This is a genomic window from Streptomyces sp. NPDC107471 (assembly GCF_055582845.1).
Map to the genome: position 1 here is coordinate 708,965 of NZ_JBVJPC010000003.1, position 16,791 is coordinate 725,755.

Consider the following 16,791-nt stretch of genomic DNA (forward strand, 5'->3'; position numbering starts at 1 on the left):
GCCCTCCTTCCTACTGCACGGATGCCCACGGATGACCCCCAAAAGCCCTGCCGGACCGTCTTGTTGGCCAATTGCGACACAGACGCGGGCATGAGCGGCGCACTAGCGTGGAGAGCCCTGCCCGCCGGCGTGTCGGGAGACCTGGATGAGCACGGACAGCACGTCCCGGACCCCTCGTCCCATGCACCGCGTCCCCCTGCCGGAGAACGGCCCGCCCCGCCTCACCACCCTGGCCACCGGCACCCCGGTCTGGCTCGTCACCCGCTACGCCGACGTGCGCCAGGTGCTCATGGACCCCCGCTTCGACCGGAGGTCGCTGCACGCCGAGGACGCCCCGCCGCTGCTCCTGGTGCCGAACCTGCTGGACTCCCCGGACGGCCTCCTCAACCAGGACGGCCCGTCCCACCGACTGCTGCGGGGCACCGTGCAGCGGGCCTTCACCCCGCGCGCGATCGCCCGCTGGCGGCCCTGGACCGCCTCCGTGGTGGAGTCGCTCCTCGACGACCTGGCCCGGCAGCCGCAGCCCGCCGACATCGTCGAGGGGTTCACCCGCCGGCTGCCGGTCTCGGTGATCTCCCGGCTCATGGGTCTCGCACACGCCGACTGGGAGCGCATCCACGACTGGGCCGACCACGCCCTGTCCGGCGGCGCGCACACCGCCGAGGAGGTCGGCGCGGCGATGCGGGAGTTCGGCCGCTTCTGCGCGGAACTGGTCGCCGAGCGGCGCAAGGACCCGGGCGACGACCTGGTCAGCGCCCTGGTCGCCGCGGGCGACGGCCTCGGGATCGAGGAGCCGCGCCTGGTCGTCCTGGTCCTCGGCCTGGTGGTCGCCGGACACGAGACGACCATGACCGCCCTCGGCAACATCGTCGTCCACCTCCTCACCGACGGACGGCGGGCTTGGCCGGGTCTCGCCGAGAGCCAGGAGGCGGCCGAGACCGCCGTCGAGCAGTTGCTGCGCACGATCCCGTTGAGCGAGGGCAGGGTGCTGCCCGGGCTGATCCGCCGGGCCGTCGCGGACGCCGAGGTCGGCGGGGTGACGATTCCGGCCGGGGCCGTGGTCGCCGTCCAGACCAACGCGGCCAACCGGGACCCGGACGTCTTCCCGCGGCCGGAGGAGACGGACCTGTTCGCCCCGCTGACCACCCCGAGCGTGGTCTTCGGCGCCGGCCCTCACCACTGCCTGGGCGCGTGGCTGGCCCGCCTGGAGCTGGGTCTGGCCCTGCACCGGCTGGCGGTCCGGTTCCCCGGTCTGCGGGCCGACTTCACCCCGGAGACGATCGAGTGGCGGGAGGGGCGGATGACCCGGGGGCCGCGGCGGCTGCCGGTGTCCTGGTGAGCACCCCCAGGCCCTGTCGCCACATTCCCGCCTGCCTGGCGGTGTCTGGCACGCACGCTCGCCGCGTTGCCGAACCGCCCAAGTGGCTCCGCCACGAGGGCGCTCCGGCGCCTTGCGATCGCACGCACCAGACACCGCCAGGCCCGCCCTTCGGACGGACGGCGGGAATGTGAGGACAGGGCCTAGTGCGGCTTGAGTTCGCGGTCGCCCGAGGGCCTGGACCACCACACCCCCTCGCCGTGGGTGAGCCCGGGCAGCCGCAGTTCGATCTCCCGCACCCGCCGGGCCGGGAGCTCCCCGGTGATCACCCATGCCGTGGTCCCGCCCGTCGTGCCCGTGAACTCGGCTCCGGCGGCGGCGAGTCGACCGGTGACCGCAGCCAGCGCGTCCAGCGGCACCTCCACCTCGAACGCGTGGTAGGGCTCGAACAGCCGGGTTCCCGCCCGCTCCAGGGCCCGGCGCAGCACGACCGGCGTGAGGCCGCGGAAGTCGCCGGCGGCGCTGAGCGGTGCCACGAAACCGGAGCGCACGAGGGTGACCCGGTAGTCCGTCACGGTCGCGCCGGTCAGACCGGTCCGCATGCCCGTGTGCACGCTCTCCTCGACGGCCTGGTGGAACGCCCGGGGCAGCGCGCCCAGTTCGGTCTCGTAGGCGAAGACCCCGCCGCAGCCGCGCTCACCGGGCTCGACCCGCAGGCCGACCGTCGCCCAGTAACGGGTGCCGAGATGCCACGGGTTCTCCTCGTCGGCCTCGCCCGTGCCGCGCGGACGCTCCAGACACCGCACCCGGCCCGGCGCGAAGTCCGCCTCGACGCCGAAGTCCTGGGCCAGGGTCGCCGCCAGCACCTCCATCTGGACCTCGCCGTACAGGAGCAGCGCGGTGGCGCCGTCGGCCGCGGGACGCGCGTGGATCAGGGGGTCCTGGTCGGCCAGGGCCAGCAGGGCCGAGCGCAGTCCGGCCGCCTGCCCGGGGTCGCGGGCGGTGACCAGGGTCTCCAGGGTCGGGGGCGCGAACTGCGGCGCCCGGTCGGTGAGTTCGCCGAGACGGTCACCGACGCGCAGGCCGGAGGAGAACGTGAGCGCCGCGAGGGTCCCGGCGGTGAGGGGTCCGCTCAGGTGGGTCACCCGACCGCGGATCCGGCTCGTCGCGCCGTCGGCCTCCCGCCGGACGAACATCAGCCGCTGACGCTCCGTCACCTCACCCTCGTAAAGCCGCAGATAAGCGGTGCGCTCACCGCCCGGGGCGGGCCGTACGGCGAACACCGTGCCGCGCGGTGCGCCCTCCCGGGGCGCGGGGCCGGCCGGGATCAGCCGGACCATGCCCTCGACCAGGTGGGCCACGCCCTGGCCGCCGAGGGCGGAGCCGAAGAACACCGGGTGGAAGGAGCCGTCGGCGGTGCGGGCGGCCAGGGCCTCGCGCAGGTCGTCCGTGGTGGGCCCGGGGCCGTCCACGAGCGCGGCCAGGACGCCCGGGTCGACCTCGGCAAGGGCCTCGGCCAGGTCGCCGTCCTCCGGCAGGGCGGCCACCCCGGCACCGGGCGTGCCGAGGCCCGACACCTCCGTGAGCGGGGCGACGCACGGCGTGAGCCGGCGCCGGATGTCCGCCAGCAGGCCCGCGTCCCGGGCACCGGCCCGGTCGATCTTGTTGACGAAGATCAGCGTGGGCAGCCGCAGTCCGCGCAGGGTCCGCATCAGGACCCGGGTCTGTGCCTGGACGCCCTCCACGGCGGACAGCAGCAGCACCGCCCCGTCGAGCACCGCCAGGGCGCGCTCGACCTCGGCGACGAAGTCCGAGTGGCCGGGGGTGTCGATGAGGTTGATCCGGGTGTCGCCGACGGTGAAGGAGGCAACGGCGGAGCGGATGGTGATGCCGCGCTCCCGCTCGATGGCGCCGTCGTCCGTGCGGGTGTCGCCGGTGTCGACGCTGCCGAGCCGGTCGATCGCGCCGTGGTCGAACAGCAGCCGCTCGGTGAGGCTGGTCTTACCGGCGTCGACGTGGGCCAGAATGCCGATGTTCAGGGTGTGCATACGGGGTCGAGTCCTCGAGAACCGTGGGCCGAAGGGGGCGCTGGGTCGATTCGAGGAGTCGGCGCATGCGGGTGATCCTGACGTGAGGGAACGCGGGCGGGCCCATGATGACGTCCGCCGACCGGGGCACCGCAACCGGTTTTCGCCGCCCGGCCGGCCGGTGGGCGGGCCAGTAGCATGAGCCCGGCCACCCGAGATGATCATCCTAGGAGCGGATCCGTGCGAGACATCGCCGTGTTCAGCGGTAGCGCCCACCCCGAGCTGGCGGCGGAGGTCTGCGCGCATCTGGGGGTGCCGCTCAGCCCCACCCGGGTCAGCCGGTTCGCCAACGACTGCCTGGAGGTGCAGCTCCAGGCCAACTGCCGCGAGCGGGACGTCTTCCTCGTCCAGCCGCTGGTCAGGCCGGTCCAGGAGAACCTGGTGGAGCTGCTGCTGATGTGCGACGCGGCCCGTGGTGCCTCCGCGCGCCGGATCACCGTCGTCATGCCGCACTACTCCTACGCCCGCTCCGACAAGAAGGACGCGCCCCGTATCTCCCTCGGCGGCCGTCTCGTCGCCGACCTGATGGTGGCGGCCGGGGCGAGCCGGGTCCTCGCCATGACCCTGCACTCCCCGCAGGTGCACGGCTTCTTCTCGGTGCCCGTCGACCACCTGCACGCGCTGCGCGAGCTGGCCGCGCACTTCCAGCAGTACGACCTCTCCCGTACCACCGTGGTCTCCCCGGACCTCGGCAACGCCAAGGAGGCGGCCGCCTTCGCCCGGCTGATCGGGGCCCAGGTGGCCGCGGGCGCCAAGCAGCGGTTCGCCGACGACCGGGTCAGCATCAGCGACGTCATCGGCGAGATCGCCGGGCGGGACGTCATCGTGCTGGACGACGAGATCGCCAAGGGCAGCACGGTCCTCGAACTGCTCGAAAGGCTGCGGGAGTTGGGCCCACGCTCCATCCGGGTCGCCTGTACACACGGGCTCTTCGCCGACGGTGCCCTCAAGCGGATCGGGGAGCAGCCGGACGTCCTGGAGATCGTGTGCACCAACACCGTGCCGGTCCCCGACGAGGAGCGCACCGACAAGCTGCGGATCCTGTCCATCGCCCCCGCGCTCGCCGAGGCCGTACGGCGCATTCACAACGGCGAGTCGGTCAGCGCCCTGTTCGACGCGCCCCGCGGCGAGTAGTCGCGAGGCAGCGCGGGACAGGTCCGCCGTCCTCCGGCTGGCCGGGAGGGCCCGCGGTCACAAGGTCTCGGACGTGGCCTCGGGCTGGCCCAGGGCCGCGTCCAGCGACGGCAGCGGGGGCAGCAGCCGGGCCAGGCCGGTCACCCGGACGATCCGCAGGGTGAGCGGGTGCGTGCAGACCAGGAGCAGTCGGCCGTCGTGGGCGAGTACGCGCGAGCGGGCCCGGTACAGCAGCCGCAGCCCGGAGCAGTCGAAGAACTCCACGCCACTGAGGTCGATGACCAGCCGCGCGCCGGGCTGCCCGGTGATCCGGTCCAGGTGGGGGAGGAGCTCGACGGCCGCGGCGATGTCGATCTCGCCGCGGAACTCCAGGACGGTGTGACCGCGCTCCTGGTGGACACGCAGATGCCGGGACGGCGGCGCGGGTTCCTGCTGCACGACGACATCGCCTCCAACCGGCTCCTCGGGGGGCACGGGGTGCGCACACATCCTGCCCCCGCCCTGCAAGTTACCCTCGATGGAGTGAATTTGAGCATGTTCGATTGACATATGTCTTTGAATTGCGACCGCTGGTTCGCGCCATGTTCACGCGGGGCTCGCGCCCGGCTCACGACAGGGCGTGCCAGGCCCTGGTGAGCGCTTGCCGGAACTGCTCGGTCTGGTGCGCGGTGAGGTCCCGCACCATCCGCTCCTCCAGTTCCCGCACCGGGCCCGCGTGCTCCGCGAGCAGCGCGCGCCCCTCCTCGGTCAGCAGGATCAGCAGCTCGCGGCGGTTCCTCGGGTTGCGCTCCCGGCGCACCAGTCCGCGGGTCTCCAGGGAGCGCACGAGGTCGGCGATCGACTGGGCGGTGACGAAGGAGTCCCGGGCCAACTGCGCCGCCGACAGTCCGTCGTGGCGTTCCAGGACCGTGAGGGCCGTGTACTGCAGGGCGGTGATGCCGGACGGCCTGACCAGCTCGTCCAGGTGGGAGCGGACGACCAGCTCCACCTGCTTCACCATGTAGAGGAGTGACGGGGGCGCCTTGGTCACCTGGGAGTCGAGCATGGGTTCAGGCTAGACCATTGACAGGAAACCTGTCCGTAAACAGACTGCGAACCAACAGGAATCCTGTTTGTTGAAATCTTGGCGACTAAGCTGAGGAGCGGCGATGTCCTCCATCGAGATCGAACCCGGGCGGCTCTTCGTGGGCGGCCGGTGGCGCGAGGCCGCCGACGGCGCCCGCACCGACGTCGTCGACCCGTCCCGGGGCGAGGTCGTCACCACCGTCGCGGAGGCCGGCGCCGCCGACGTGGACGCGGCCGTCCGCGCCGCCCGGGAGGCCTTCGACGACGGCGCCTGGTCGGGCCTCAGCGGCCGTGAGCGGGGCCGGATCCTGCACCGGGTCGCCGAGCTGATCCGCGAGAACGCCGACGACGTCGCCCGGCTGGAGAGCCTGGACGTCGGCAAGCCCGTCTCGCTGTGCCACGCCGTCGACGTGACCAACGCGGCCAACGACTACGAGCACTTCGCGGCCCTCGCCCACTCCCTGGACGGTGCCGTCCGGAACACGCCCATGAACGCCCTCGCCTACACCAGGCGCGAACCGCTCGGCGTGGTCGCCGCCATCACGCCCTTCAACTTCCCGCTGATCCTCGCCGGTTCCAAGATCGGACCCGCCCTCGCCGCGGGCAACACGGTCGTGCACAAGCCGGCCGACGAGACCCCGCTCAGCGCTCTGTACATGGCCGGACTGCTCCAGCGGGCCGGGGTACCGGACGGGGTCGTCAACATCGTCACCGGGACCGGCCCGGTGGCCGGCGAGGCCCTGCTGCGCCACCCCGGGATCGACAAGGTCGCCTTCACCGGCTCCACCGCGATCGGGCGGCACGTGGCGGCCACCGCGGGCGAGGCCCTCAAGCCCGTCACGATGGAACTCGGCGGCAACGCGGCCCACATCGTCTTCGAGGACGCCGACCTGGAGAAGGCGGTCGGCGCGATCATCAAGGCGTTCGTCTTCAACACCGGCCAGTTCTGCATGGGCGGCCCGCGCCTGCTCGTGGCCCGCCCGGTCCACGGCACCCTGCTCGGCATCCTCGCCGAGGCCGTGCCCGGCGTCCCGGTCGGCGACCCGCGGGACCCCGCGACCGTCGTGGGCCCGATGGCGGGGGAGAAGCATCTGAGGAAGGTCGAGGAGTACGTCGACCTGGCCCGCAAGGAGGGCGGCCGGATCGTCTGCGGCGGTGACCGCCTCGACCTCGACGGCGGCTTCTACTACCGGCCCACCGTGATCGCCGACCTCCCCAACGACTCCCGGGTGGTGCAGGAGGAGATCTTCGGCCCGGTCCTGACCGTGCAGCCCTTCGACACCGAGGACGAGGCCGTCGCACTCGCCAACTCGACGCCGTACGGCCTGGCTTCGGGTGTCCAGACGAGCAACCTCGCCCGTGCCCACCGGATCGCCGACCGCCTCCAGGCGGGCATCGTCTGGGTCAACGACTGGGCGATGCTCGACCCCGCGGTGCCCTTCGGCGGGGTCAAGGACTCCGGTTACGGCCGTGAGTACGGCCCCGAGGCGCTCGACGCCTACACCAAGGTCAAGTCCGTCGTCGTCTCGCTCGACTGAGCGTCCGCAGAGGAGTTCGTACGATGTCCATCACCACCCGTGCCGCAGTGGTCGAGGCCGGCGGCGCCCCCTTCACCCTCTGCGACGTCACCCTCGACGAGCCGGGCCCCCGTGAGGCGCTCGTCCGCATGGTCGCGACCGGCCTGTGCCACACCGACCTCGGCGTGGCGAGCGGCGGACTGCCCTTCCCGCTGCCCGGGGTCCTCGGCCACGAGGGCGCAGGAGTCGTCGAGGCCGTGGGCTCCGCCGTCACCGGTGTGGCCCCGGGTGACCATGTCGTGCTGTCGTTCACGTCCTGCGGCGACTGCCGCAACTGCGCCGGCGGCCACCCGGCGTACTGCGCGACCTGGCTGCCGCTGAACCTCCTCGGTGGCCGCCGGGCCGACGGCACCAGCACCATCAGCCGGGACGGCGAGCCGCTCGGCGGGCACTTCTTCGGCCAGTCCTCCTTCGCCGAGCGCGCCCTGGTCGACGAGCGCAGCCTCGTCAAGGTCGACCCGGAGGTGCCGCTGGAGTCCGTCGCCCCGCTCGGCTGCGGAGTGCAGACCGGCGTCGGGCGCCGTGTGGAACGTACTGAAGCCGGTCACCGGGTCCACGATCGTCGTGCTCGGCGCCGGAGCCGTCGGCCTGTCCGCGGTCATGGCGGCCGTCCTCACCCCGGCCACGACGATCGTCGCCGTCGACCGGGTCAGTGAACGCCTCACCCTGGCAAGGGAGTTGGGCGCCACCCACACCGTCGACGCGGCTGCGGAGGACGTTGGCGAGGCCCTTGCCGCGCTCACCGGCGGGCAGGGCGCGGACGGCATCGTGGAGACCACGGGCAACGTGGGCGTCCTGCGCCGGGGCGTCGACGCGCTCGGCGCCCGCGGCACGCTGGTCGTCGTCGGCGCCCCGCCCTTCGGCACCGAGGTCTCCCTGGACGTGAACGGGCTGCTCGGCGGCAAGCGGGTCGTCGGCCTCACCCTCGGCGACGCCGAGACGCGGAGCTTCATTCCCGCCCTGGTCCGTCTCGTGAAGGAAGGGCGGCTCCCGCTGCACCGCCTGATCAGCACCTATCCGTTCGCGGACATCGACCAGGCGGTGCGGGACATGGGCGCGGGCAAGGCGATCAAGCCCGTGCTGACGTTCTGAGCCGGGGTCAGTCCATCACGAGGACCAGCTTCCCCGTCGTCCGGCCGGTGTCGCCCTCGGCGTGCGCCTTGGCGGCATCGGCCAGCGGGAACGTGCCCGCGATCGTGGGCCGCAGCTCGCCCTTCTCGACCAGCTCGGCGATCGCCTCCATCCCCGCCCGGTCGGCGTCCACGAGCATGCGCACGGCCCTGACGCCCAGCCGCTCGGCCTCCTCGCCGAACTCGTCCGAGCCGACCGGGATGATCGACACCACGATCCCGCCCGGCCGCAGCACCCGCAGCGAACGCACGGACGTCTCACCGCCGAGCGTGTCCAGCACCACGTCGACGTCCTTCACCGCCTCGGCGAAGTCCGTCTCCCGGTAGTCGATCACCTCGTCCGCGCCCAGTTCGCGCAGGAAGTCGTGCTTGCCCGCGCTCGCGGTGCCGATCACATGGGCGCCCCGCGCCTTGGCGATCTGCACGGCCACATGGCCCACCCCGCCCGCGGCCGCGTGGATCAGTACCCGCTGTCCCGGCCGCAGGTCGGCGCGCTCGACCAATGCCTGCCACGCGGTCAGCGACACGAGGGGCAGCGCACCGGCCTGGGTGTGGTCGACGGAGGCCGGCTTGTGGGTGAGGGCCCGCACCGGCGCGAGGACGTACTCGGCGTGCGAACCGTGCCCGAAGGGGTACGGCAGCATGCCGAACACCTCGTCACCGGGCCGGAAGGCGGCGACCCCGACGCCGACCGCCTCGACGACGCCGGAGACGTCCCAGCCGAGGACGAACGGCGGCTCGCCGAGGAAGCCGCCGGTGGCGCGGTGCTTCCAGTCGGTCGGGTTCAGGCCGGCCGCCCGGACCCGGACCAGTACCTGGTTCGGTCGCGGCGCGGGGCGCTCGACCTCGATCTCCTTGAGGACCTCGGGACCGCCGAGGGTGTCCTGGCTGATGGCTCGCATGGTGTTCACAGTGCTCATGGTCGTCCAGCCTGCCCGGCTCCGCCCGTCCGGGAAATGGCACGATTGCCAAGCTTCGATAGGATCGTGCCATGCGACATGTGAAGCGGACCGAGCGGGTCGTGGTGCTGGCCCTGGACGGCGTGTATCCCTTCGAGCTCGGCATCCCCAGCCGGATCCTCGGCGCCGCCGACGGCCGGTACGAGGTGCTGACCTGTTCGGTCGACGGCCGACCGGTGCGCAGCAACGCCGACTTCACCATCGGCGTCGAACACGGACCGCAGATCCTCGCCACGGCCGACACCGTGGTGATCACTCCCGTCTCACCGGAGCGGATGCCCACCGAACTCCCGGAGGAGGTGCGCGAGGCGCTGGCGTTCATCCGCCCCGACGCCCGGATCGTCTCCATCTGCACCGGCGCCTTCGTGCTCGCCGCGGCCGGTCTCCTGGAGGGCCGCCGGGCGACCACCCACTGGCAGCTCGCGGACCACTTCCGGCGCCTGTACCCGCACGTCGAGCTCGACCCCGACGTGCTCTTCGTCGACGACGACCGCATCCTCACCTCGGCCGGTGCCGCCTCCGGCGTGGACATCTGCCTGCACCTCGTCCGCAAGGACCACGGCAGCGAGCTCGCCAACACGGTCGCCCGCCGCTGTGTGGTGCCGCCCTTCCGGGACGGCGGCCAGGCCCAGTACATCGAGCAGCCCGTCCCGGAGCAGGGCGCCGCGAGCACGGCCGGGACCCGCGCCTGGGCGCTGGAACGCCTCGACGAGCCGCTGACCCTGGGCGACCTGGCCACCCACGCCCGGATGAGCCTGCGCACCTTCGCCCGCCGCTTCAACGACGAGGTCGGCCTCAGCCCCGGCCGCTGGCTGATCCAGCAGCGTGTGGTCCGGGCCCGGCACCTCCTGGAGTCCAGCGATCTGTCGGTCGACCAGATCGCCGCCCGCGTGGGGTTCGCCACGGGCGCGTCCCTGCGGCAGCACCTGCACGCGGCGATCGGGGTGTCGCCGCAGGTGTACCGGCGCACGTTCCAGACGGCGGTGCGCTGAACGTTCCCGGGCGCCCCGGCGTCGAAGGATCATGAGAGCGGACGGGGTACAGGGGGCGGGCATGCGCAGAGGGCTGTGGCTGGTGCCGGTGGTCGTGGTCATGACGGTCGCGGGGTGCGAGTCCGGGGAGGGCGTGGTGGTCGAGGGCACCGCCCCGGCCGCCGTGTACGACGGTCCGATGCACGTCCCCACGAAGGAACTCGACGAGTACACCCCGCGGGCGCTGCGGCTCGCCTCGGGCGCGGCCGGCCGGGCCCTGGAGTGCGCCGGGGAGATCCACAACGGCAACGGCCCCGACGGCTGGAGCGAGGACGACGGCGGAGACGGCCCGGAGGAGGGACTGGAGCTGTACTTCGACCTGTTCGACCCGGGCGAGCCGCGCTCCGGCTACCGCGTGGAGCGCCGGGAGGCGGACCGCGTGCTGTACTCCTACGACGTCGACGGCCGGACCAAGGTGGCCGTCGTGGTCGCCAAGGACCAGCAGGACAGGCCCGGTTGGGGCCCGGAGACCAGCGCGTCCTGCGACCCCTCCGAACTCCCCGCCGCGTGGACGGCCTCGCACGGCTACGAGATCTGGACCGACCGCGCGGGCGTGCGGCTGCCCACCGGCGAGGTGAGCAGCGGCCCGGGGGACGACCACTGCGGCTGGTCCGAGGTGCACTTCCTCCGGCTCGGGGAGCGGACCTACGCCCGTGACCCGCGGGGCCTGCTCGACCCCGGCATGCTCACCTCTCCCTACGACGGCTCGGCCACCCTGCCGGCGGACGCCCACGACACCGGACACCGGTACGGGAAGCGGGAGTTGTGGCTGACCGGCACCGCGCGCACGGCGTACGTCCGCACCCCCGACGGCGTGGAGGCCTGGCCCCTGCTCGGGGAGCAGGTGGCCTGCAAGTGAGGTGACCTCACCGGCTGGCGTGCAGCGCGACCAGCAACTGCCAGACCTGGTCGGCGATGTCGCCGGCGCCGGCGTCGAGCAGGCCGTGCAGCCAGTCGGCGAGGACGCCGGCGAAGGTGGCGGCGACCGCGGAGGCGACCAGAGGGGCGTCGGCGGCGCCCGCGAGCTCGCGCTCCCGCAGGCTGTAGGCGCGCAGGTCCCGGTGCAGCACCCGGCCCAGCGGGCCGCCGCCGCCCGGGGCGAGCAGGGACCGGTACAGGGCGGCGTGCGGGGCGAGCGAGGCGAAGAACTCCGCGAGCGCGGGCGGCGCGTGCACCGGATCGGGGCGCCCGCGCCAGGCGTGCAGCGCGTCCACGGCGTCCCGTACGACGTCCGCGCAGGCGTCGACGGCGAGCGCCTCCAGGCCGTCGTAGTGCACGTAGAAGGTGGCCCGGCCGACCCCGGCCCGCCGCACCAGCGCGGCCACGCCGACCTCCTCCAGCGGCCGCTCGGCGCACTCGGCGAGCAGTGCCTCGCGCAGTCTCGCCCGGGTGCGTGCGGCCCGCGGGTCCTCGGGGACGGGGCGGGTCACCGCGCGAGGAGGACGGCGGCCAGGGCGAGCGCGCCGGGCAACGCCTGCGCGGCGAGGATCCGGACGTTGGCGGTGACGGCGCCGTACACGCCCGCGACGATCACGCAGACCAGGAAGAAGACCTGCGCCCGGAACCCCGTCGGGTCCGCGGCGACCAGACCCCACACCAGGCCCGCCGCGAGGAAGCCGTTGTAGAGCCCCTGGTTGGCCGCCAGCGCGGCGGTGGCCCTGGCCATCTCCCGGTCGAAGCCGTGGAAGGACATCCCCGGCTTCCGCTGCCACAGGAACATCTCCATCACCAGGATGTACACGTGCAGTGCCGCCACCAGGCCGACCAGCACGTTCGCCAGGATCTCCATCAGCTTCCCCACTTCTTGGACGGGTGTCCACTATAGCTGGACACCCGTCCAAGAAACCCACTGTCAGTGTCGGCCGCTAGCGTGCGGACCATGACCACCGACGAAGACCTGACCGTCCGCCGCGCCGGCTCCGACGACATCGCGGGGCTCGTCGCCTCCAGCGCGGGCCTGTTCGCCGAGGACGCCGGGACCAGGGACCCGAGCGTCGACATCGGCTGGCCGCGTGAGCACGGGGCCGCCTCCTTCACGGCGGCCCTGGCGGATCCGGCCCGGCTCGTCCTGGTGGTGACGCACGAGGGCGAGGTCGTGGGACACCTGACCGGCTCCCTGACCGAGCCCTCGGCCGTACGACCCGTCAAGTCGGCCACGCTGCAAGGTCTGTACGTCCGCCCGGCCCATCGGCGCGCCCGGGTCGGCGCCCGTCTGGTGGCGGAGTTCCTGGCCTGGGCCGAGGCCCAGGGGGCCCGGCAGGCGGAGGTCGCCGCCTACTCGGCCAACCCCGAGGCGATCCGCTTCTACGAGCGCCAGGGCTTCGGCGCCCACGCCGTGACACTGCGGCACGCCCTGGGACGAAAGTCGGAGGTCGAACCCGGGCCGAACGACGAGACTGATCACGTCAGTTGACGAGCAAGCAGGAGGACGTACGCCGATGGCCCCGCAGCCGCCCCGCCCCGGGAAGCAGCGCACGCAGGACACCCTGCACCGACTGGAGCACGACGAGGACGTCTGGGTCGCCACGGCCCCGGACGACGGCTCGGGGGTGCCGTACCTCGTCCCCCTCTCGTTCCTCTGGGACGGCTCCACCCTCCTGCTCGCCACCCCGGCCGGCAGTCCCACCGGGCGGAACCTGCGGTCGACCGGCAGGGTACGGCTCGGCCTCGGGCCCACCCGGGACGTCGTCATGATCGAGGGGACCGTCGACACCGTCACCCAGGCGGAACTGACCGAGGCCGAGGGGGACCGGTTCGCCGAGCGGACCGGCTTCGACCCCCGGCAACTCACCACGCCCTACCTGTACTTCCGGGTCCGTCCGCAGCGCGTGCAGGCCTGGCGGGAGGCGAACGAACTCACCGGGCGTGAGCTGATGCGGGACGGACGGTGGCTGGCCGCCGACTGAATCGGCCGTGCCGGGATATCCGCAAGGAACAGGGCCGCGGGGCGCCAACACCCCGTGGCCGGACCCTTCGGAGGAGACATGGCACTGGTGAAAGCGGGGGTCGTCGTGCTCGATTGTGCCGAGCCCGAGAAGCTCGCCGTGTTCTACAAGGAGCTGCTGGCGGCCGAGCAGACCGACGCGACCGCGAACCGCGTGGAGATCAGGGGAGCGGACGGCTTCCGGCTGGCGTTCCGCCGAGACGTGAACGCCACACCGCCGAGCTGGCCCCGCCCCGAGAACTCCCTCCAGGCCCACATCGACTTCGTGGTGGAGGACCTGGACGAGGTCGAGCGCAAGGTGGTGGAGCTCGGCGGGCGCCCCCTGGACACCAAGGACGCGGCGGGGCCGTTCGAGGAACGCGGGTACGCCGACCCCGCCGGACACTCCTTCACTGTGCGCCTGGTCACCCCGACGGCGCCCAAGCAGGGCTGAGTCAGTCGCGTCCGCCCTTCTCGGCGGCCGGCCAGACACCCGTGGACCGCTCGATGGCCTTGGCCCCCGTGCGGTCCACGGCACTGCGCACCGCGGCGAAGATGGCCCCCTGGATCGCGGCCGCCAGCAGGATCTCTCCCCAGCCGCGGTCACGGTCCAGGGCGTCGGGGGCGTTGTCCTCGTGGCGGATGGCCTTCCAGGTCTTCTGGAAGGCCAGGCCCGCCAGCGTTCCGCTCGTCCAGCCCAGTACGAAGCCGAGGGGCTTGTAGGCGAGGGGCAGCTTCTTCTTCTTTGCCACGTCAGTCTCCTTGCTCAGTGGTGGGTCGGTGGTGCGCCGGAACCGCCTCGGCCGTCGGCACCGGGCCCGGCGGGGTCCCGTCGCCGAACGGACGGCCGCCGAGCTCCGCACGGTGATGCGGCGTCAGCCAGCCCGCCAGGTCCGGCCCGAGCGGCACGATGCCGGTCGGGTTGATGCCGGTGTGCACCTGGTGGTAGTGCCGCTTGATGTGGTCGAAGTCGACGGTGTCCCCGAAGCCCGGCGTCTGGTACAGGTCGCGCGCGTACGCCCACAGCACCTCGTTCTCGGCCAGCTTCCAACGGTTGCACTTGAAGTGACCGTGGTAGACGGAGTCGAAACGCACCAAAGTGGTGAACAGGCGGATGTCCGCCTCGGTGATGGTGTCCCCGACGAGGTACCGCTGCCGTTCCAGCCGCGGGGTCAGCAGGTCGAGGCGGCGGAAGACGCCCGCGCACGCCTCCTCGTACTCCTCCTGGCCGGTGGCGAAACCCGCCCGGTACACACCGTTGTTGACGTCCTCGTAGATGTCCGCCATCACGGTGTCGATCTCGTCGCGCAGCGCCTGCGGATACAGGTCGGGCGCGCCCTCCCGGTGCAGGGCCGTCCACTCGGTGGCCAGGTCCAGGGTGAGCTGCTGGTAGTCGTTGGTGACGAGCTTCCCGCTGGGGACGTCCACCAGCGCCGGCACGCTCACCCCGCCCGGATAGTCGCTCTCCCGCCTGTCGTAGGCCTCGCTCAGATACCGGATGCCCAGCACCGGGTCGCGGTCGTCCGGGTCCAGGGTGAAACGCCAGCTCCGGTCGTCCTGGATCGGATCGGCGATCCCCATCGAGAGCGCGTCCTCGAGCCCGAGCAGCCGTCGTGAGATCACCGCCCGGCTGGCCCAGGGACACGCGCGGCTGACCACCAGGCGGTAGCGGCCTGCCTCCACCGGCCAGCCGTCCCGGCCGTCGGCGGTGACCCGGTCCGCGAAATGGCTCTTGGACCGTTTGAACGCCTTCTGGCCGTACGCGCTGTTGCCGTCGTCGGCGCTGCCCATGGTTCCTCCCGTCTGACGCCTGTCCTGGTGGACGCGTTCCCCGTTTTCGGGAATCGGCACGGTGTGAGTGCCCGGGAGCCGGGCAGTCGGCGTGGGTGAGCGGGACATCGACGAACGACTCAGCAGACCGGAAAACTCGCGTCACCGTACTGGTGGCCCTGGCAGCGAACCTGGTGATCGCCGTCGCCAAGGCCGTGGGCGGCCTCCTCGCCGGCTCGCCCGCGCTGCTGTCGGAAGCGGCGCACTCCGTGGCGGACAGCCTCAACGAGGTCTTCCTGCTGGCCGCGCTGCGCCGCAGCCGCCGCCCCGCCGACCGGCGACATCCCTTCGGCTATGGCAAGGAGCGGTTCTTCTGGTCGCTGATCGCGGCCGTCGGCATCTTCGTGATGGGCGGCTGCTTCTCCTTCTTCCAGGGCATCGAGGCGCTCCGCAACGGCGCCGAGGAGAAGCTGAGCGGCTATGTGGCCGGTCTGATCGTGCTGGGCGTGGCCCTTCTCGCCGAGGGCGCCTCGCTGCTGCGGGCCCTGCACCAGGTGCGCAAGCAGGGCGGGGCCGCCGAGGGCATGCGCGACCCGGCCCTGCGCACGGTGGTCGCCGAGGACGGCACGGCGGTGCTCGGGGTGACGCTGGCCATGATCGGCATGGCGCTGCACATGGTCACCGGGCAGGTGGTGTGGGAGGCGTCCGCCTCGCTGGCCATCGGCCTGCTGCTGGTCTACGTGGCCTACCGGCTGGGCCGCGAGGCCAAGGGACAGCTCATCGGCGAGGCCGCGGACCCGGAGTCCAGTGCCCGGATCCGGGCACTGCTGGACGCGCAGCCCGAGATCGACAGCGTGGAGGCGCTCTTCACCATGAAGATGGGGCTCGACTCGGTGCTGGTGGCCGCCCGGGTGGACCTGGTGCCGGGCCTGGACAGCGAGCAGGTCGAGGAGGTCGCCGTACGCATCAAGCGGTCCGTCTCCCGGACCGTGGCCGAGGCGGACCAGATCTTCCTCGACGTGACCGACCGGCCGGCCGAGGAAGCAGCGCAAAGCCCCGCCGCGACGGGGGAACGCGGCGGGGCCTGACGCTCGGGTGCCCGGCCGGAACCGGTCCATGCGTCGTCGGCGGGAGATTTCCGCGCGAGGCGGTCAGCTCCCGTCGACGGGCTCCAGCACGAAGAGCGGAATCACCCGGTCCGTCTTCTTCTGGTAGTCGGCGTACGGCGGGTACGCGGCGACGGCACGCTTCCACCACTCGTCCTTCTCGGTCCCGGTGACCTCGCGGGCGACGAAGTCCCGCTTGACCGGTCCGTCCTGGAGCTCGACATGCGGGTCGGCCTTGACGTTGTGGTACCAGACCGGGTGCTGGGGCGCCCCGCCCAGCGAGGCGACCGCCGCGTACCGGCCTTCGTGCTCGACCCGCATCAACGGCGTCTTGCGGATCCTGCCGCTCTTCGCGCCGCGGGTCGTCAGCACGATGACCGGCATCCCCGTGTCCATGAGCGTGTTGCCCTCGGTGCCACCGGAGCTCTCGTACAACTCCACCTGCTCACGCACCCACTGGGTCGGGCTGGGCTCGTACTCGCCCTCAAGAGGCATGGTTCACGTCTCCTAGTCGTCTGCTACGGCGTCCCGTGCGGCTCTTCAACACCGCCCCGCACGGGAATCATCCCGAGCGGGTTCCCAGGGAACTGCCCATGACGACCACCGTCGACACGAAGTCCCGAGGTGCCGGCCGGCATGTCATGGCCGACGGAGCGCGCACCGACGGGGCCCGCCGTGGCCGGATACCGAG

The 16,791-nt window shown here is 72.5% G+C and carries 18 protein-coding genes and 1 pseudogene; 10 read left to right on the forward strand and 9 right to left on the reverse strand.

What is annotated here, in order from left to right:
- The first annotated feature begins 145 nt into the window (after positions 1 to 145).
- Complete coding sequence (locus ACZ66S_RS12755; RefSeq protein WP_469901509.1) at positions 146 to 1,339, forward strand: cytochrome P450; 1,194 nt, start codon at positions 146 to 148, stop codon at positions 1,337 to 1,339.
- A gap of 182 nt (positions 1,340 to 1,521) precedes the next feature.
- Here the strand turns inward: ACZ66S_RS12755 and otr(A) are convergent, their stop codons facing one another.
- A complete protein-coding gene (otr(A), locus tag ACZ66S_RS12760) occupies positions 1,522 to 3,366 on the reverse strand; it encodes a tetracycline resistance ribosomal protection protein Otr(A) (protein ID WP_469901510.1) in 1,845 nt (614 codons plus the stop codon).
- Between the two features lie 219 nt (positions 3,367 to 3,585).
- Here otr(A) and ACZ66S_RS12765 point away from each other — a divergent pair, with 219 nt between their 5' ends.
- Positions 3,586 to 4,539 carry a ribose-phosphate diphosphokinase gene (locus ACZ66S_RS12765; protein ID WP_469901511.1) on the forward strand — a complete coding sequence of 318 codons (954 nt, stop codon included), beginning with the start codon at positions 3,586 to 3,588 and terminating at the stop codon, positions 4,537 to 4,539.
- Between the two features lie 57 nt (positions 4,540 to 4,596).
- Here ACZ66S_RS12765 and ACZ66S_RS12770 read toward each other — a convergent pair whose 3' ends face one another.
- Both ACZ66S_RS12770 and ACZ66S_RS12775 read right to left on the reverse strand, forming a co-directional pair.
- Positions 4,597 to 5,028, reverse strand: a complete 432-nt coding sequence (locus ACZ66S_RS12770; protein ID WP_469901512.1) for an anti-sigma factor antagonist — start codon at positions 5,026 to 5,028, stop codon at positions 4,597 to 4,599.
- Positions 5,029 to 5,146: 118 nt separating this feature from the next.
- On the reverse strand, positions 5,147 to 5,584 hold the full coding sequence (locus ACZ66S_RS12775) for a MarR family winged helix-turn-helix transcriptional regulator (protein WP_469901513.1): 438 nt from the start codon (positions 5,582 to 5,584) through the stop codon (positions 5,147 to 5,149).
- Between the two features lie 103 nt (positions 5,585 to 5,687).
- Between ACZ66S_RS12775 and ACZ66S_RS12780 the strand changes: the two genes are divergently transcribed.
- Complete coding sequence (locus ACZ66S_RS12780; RefSeq protein ID WP_469901514.1) at positions 5,688 to 7,142, forward strand: aldehyde dehydrogenase family protein; 1,455 nt, start codon at positions 5,688 to 5,690, stop codon at positions 7,140 to 7,142.
- Between the two features lie 23 nt (positions 7,143 to 7,165).
- A pseudogene (locus ACZ66S_RS12785) lies at positions 7,166 to 8,273 on the forward strand (NAD(P)-dependent alcohol dehydrogenase).
- A gap of 7 nt (positions 8,274 to 8,280) precedes the next feature.
- Here ACZ66S_RS12785 and ACZ66S_RS12790 read toward each other — a convergent pair.
- The gene (locus tag ACZ66S_RS12790) at positions 8,281 to 9,231 is read right to left on the reverse strand and encodes an NADP-dependent oxidoreductase (protein WP_469901515.1); all 951 of its coding nucleotides are present in this window, start codon (positions 9,229 to 9,231) and stop codon (positions 8,281 to 8,283) included.
- A gap of 71 nt (positions 9,232 to 9,302) precedes the next feature.
- On the opposite strand from ACZ66S_RS12790, the gene ACZ66S_RS12795 reads away from it, so the two are divergent.
- Together ACZ66S_RS12795 and ACZ66S_RS12800 are read left to right on the forward strand one after the other, a co-directional pair.
- Positions 9,303 to 10,262 carry a GlxA family transcriptional regulator gene (locus ACZ66S_RS12795; protein WP_469901516.1) on the forward strand — a complete coding sequence of 320 codons (960 nt, stop codon included), beginning with the start codon at positions 9,303 to 9,305 and terminating at the stop codon, positions 10,260 to 10,262.
- Between the two features lie 61 nt (positions 10,263 to 10,323).
- On the forward strand, positions 10,324 to 11,160 hold the full coding sequence (locus tag ACZ66S_RS12800) for a hypothetical protein (RefSeq protein ID WP_469901517.1): 837 nt from the start codon (positions 10,324 to 10,326) through the stop codon (positions 11,158 to 11,160).
- A gap of 7 nt (positions 11,161 to 11,167) precedes the next feature.
- On the opposite strand, the gene ACZ66S_RS12805 is transcribed toward ACZ66S_RS12800, so the two are convergent.
- The gene (locus ACZ66S_RS12805; protein WP_469901518.1) at positions 11,168 to 11,731 is read right to left on the reverse strand and encodes a TetR/AcrR family transcriptional regulator; all 564 of its coding nucleotides are present in this window, start codon (positions 11,729 to 11,731) and stop codon (positions 11,168 to 11,170) included.
- Complete coding sequence (locus tag ACZ66S_RS12810) at positions 11,728 to 12,090, reverse strand: DUF1304 domain-containing protein (RefSeq protein ID WP_469901519.1); 363 nt, start codon at positions 12,088 to 12,090, stop codon at positions 11,728 to 11,730. Before ACZ66S_RS12810 ends, ACZ66S_RS12805 begins: the two co-directional genes overlap by 4 nt.
- Before the next feature lie 90 nt (positions 12,091 to 12,180).
- Here ACZ66S_RS12810 and ACZ66S_RS12815 point away from each other — a divergent pair, with 90 nt between their 5' ends.
- The 3 genes from ACZ66S_RS12815 (at position 12,181) to ACZ66S_RS12825 (ending at position 13,678) form a co-directional block, all read left to right on the forward strand.
- The gene (locus tag ACZ66S_RS12815; protein ID WP_469901520.1) at positions 12,181 to 12,714 is read left to right on the forward strand and encodes a GNAT family N-acetyltransferase; all 534 of its coding nucleotides are present in this window, start codon (positions 12,181 to 12,183) and stop codon (positions 12,712 to 12,714) included.
- Positions 12,715 to 12,739: 25 nt separating this feature from the next.
- Positions 12,740 to 13,207 (forward strand): pyridoxamine 5'-phosphate oxidase family protein, encoded by a 468-nt coding sequence (locus ACZ66S_RS12820; protein WP_469901521.1) that lies wholly within the window; start codon positions 12,740 to 12,742, stop codon positions 13,205 to 13,207.
- 78 nt (positions 13,208 to 13,285) lie between these two features.
- A complete protein-coding gene (locus ACZ66S_RS12825) occupies positions 13,286 to 13,678 on the forward strand; it encodes a VOC family protein (protein WP_469901522.1) in 393 nt (130 codons plus the stop codon).
- Between the two features lies 1 nt (position 13,679).
- On the opposite strand, the gene ACZ66S_RS12830 is transcribed toward ACZ66S_RS12825, so the two are convergent.
- Positions 13,680 to 13,976, reverse strand: a complete 297-nt coding sequence (locus ACZ66S_RS12830; protein ID WP_469901523.1) for a DUF4235 domain-containing protein — start codon at positions 13,974 to 13,976, stop codon at positions 13,680 to 13,682.
- Position 13,977: 1 nt separating this feature from the next.
- Entirely contained in the window at positions 13,978 to 15,015 is a 1,038-nt protein-coding gene (locus ACZ66S_RS12835; protein ID WP_469901524.1) for a glutathione S-transferase family protein, read from the reverse strand.
- Between the two features lie 95 nt (positions 15,016 to 15,110).
- On the opposite strand from ACZ66S_RS12835, the gene ACZ66S_RS12840 reads away from it, so the two are divergent.
- The gene (locus ACZ66S_RS12840) at positions 15,111 to 16,082 is read left to right on the forward strand and encodes a cation diffusion facilitator family transporter (RefSeq protein ID WP_469901525.1); all 972 of its coding nucleotides are present in this window, start codon (positions 15,111 to 15,113) and stop codon (positions 16,080 to 16,082) included.
- A gap of 63 nt (positions 16,083 to 16,145) precedes the next feature.
- Here ACZ66S_RS12840 and ACZ66S_RS12845 read toward each other — a convergent pair whose 3' ends face one another.
- A complete protein-coding gene (locus tag ACZ66S_RS12845; RefSeq protein WP_469901526.1) occupies positions 16,146 to 16,595 on the reverse strand; it encodes a nitroreductase family deazaflavin-dependent oxidoreductase in 450 nt (149 codons plus the stop codon).
- Positions 16,596 to 16,791 lie beyond the last annotated feature (196 nt).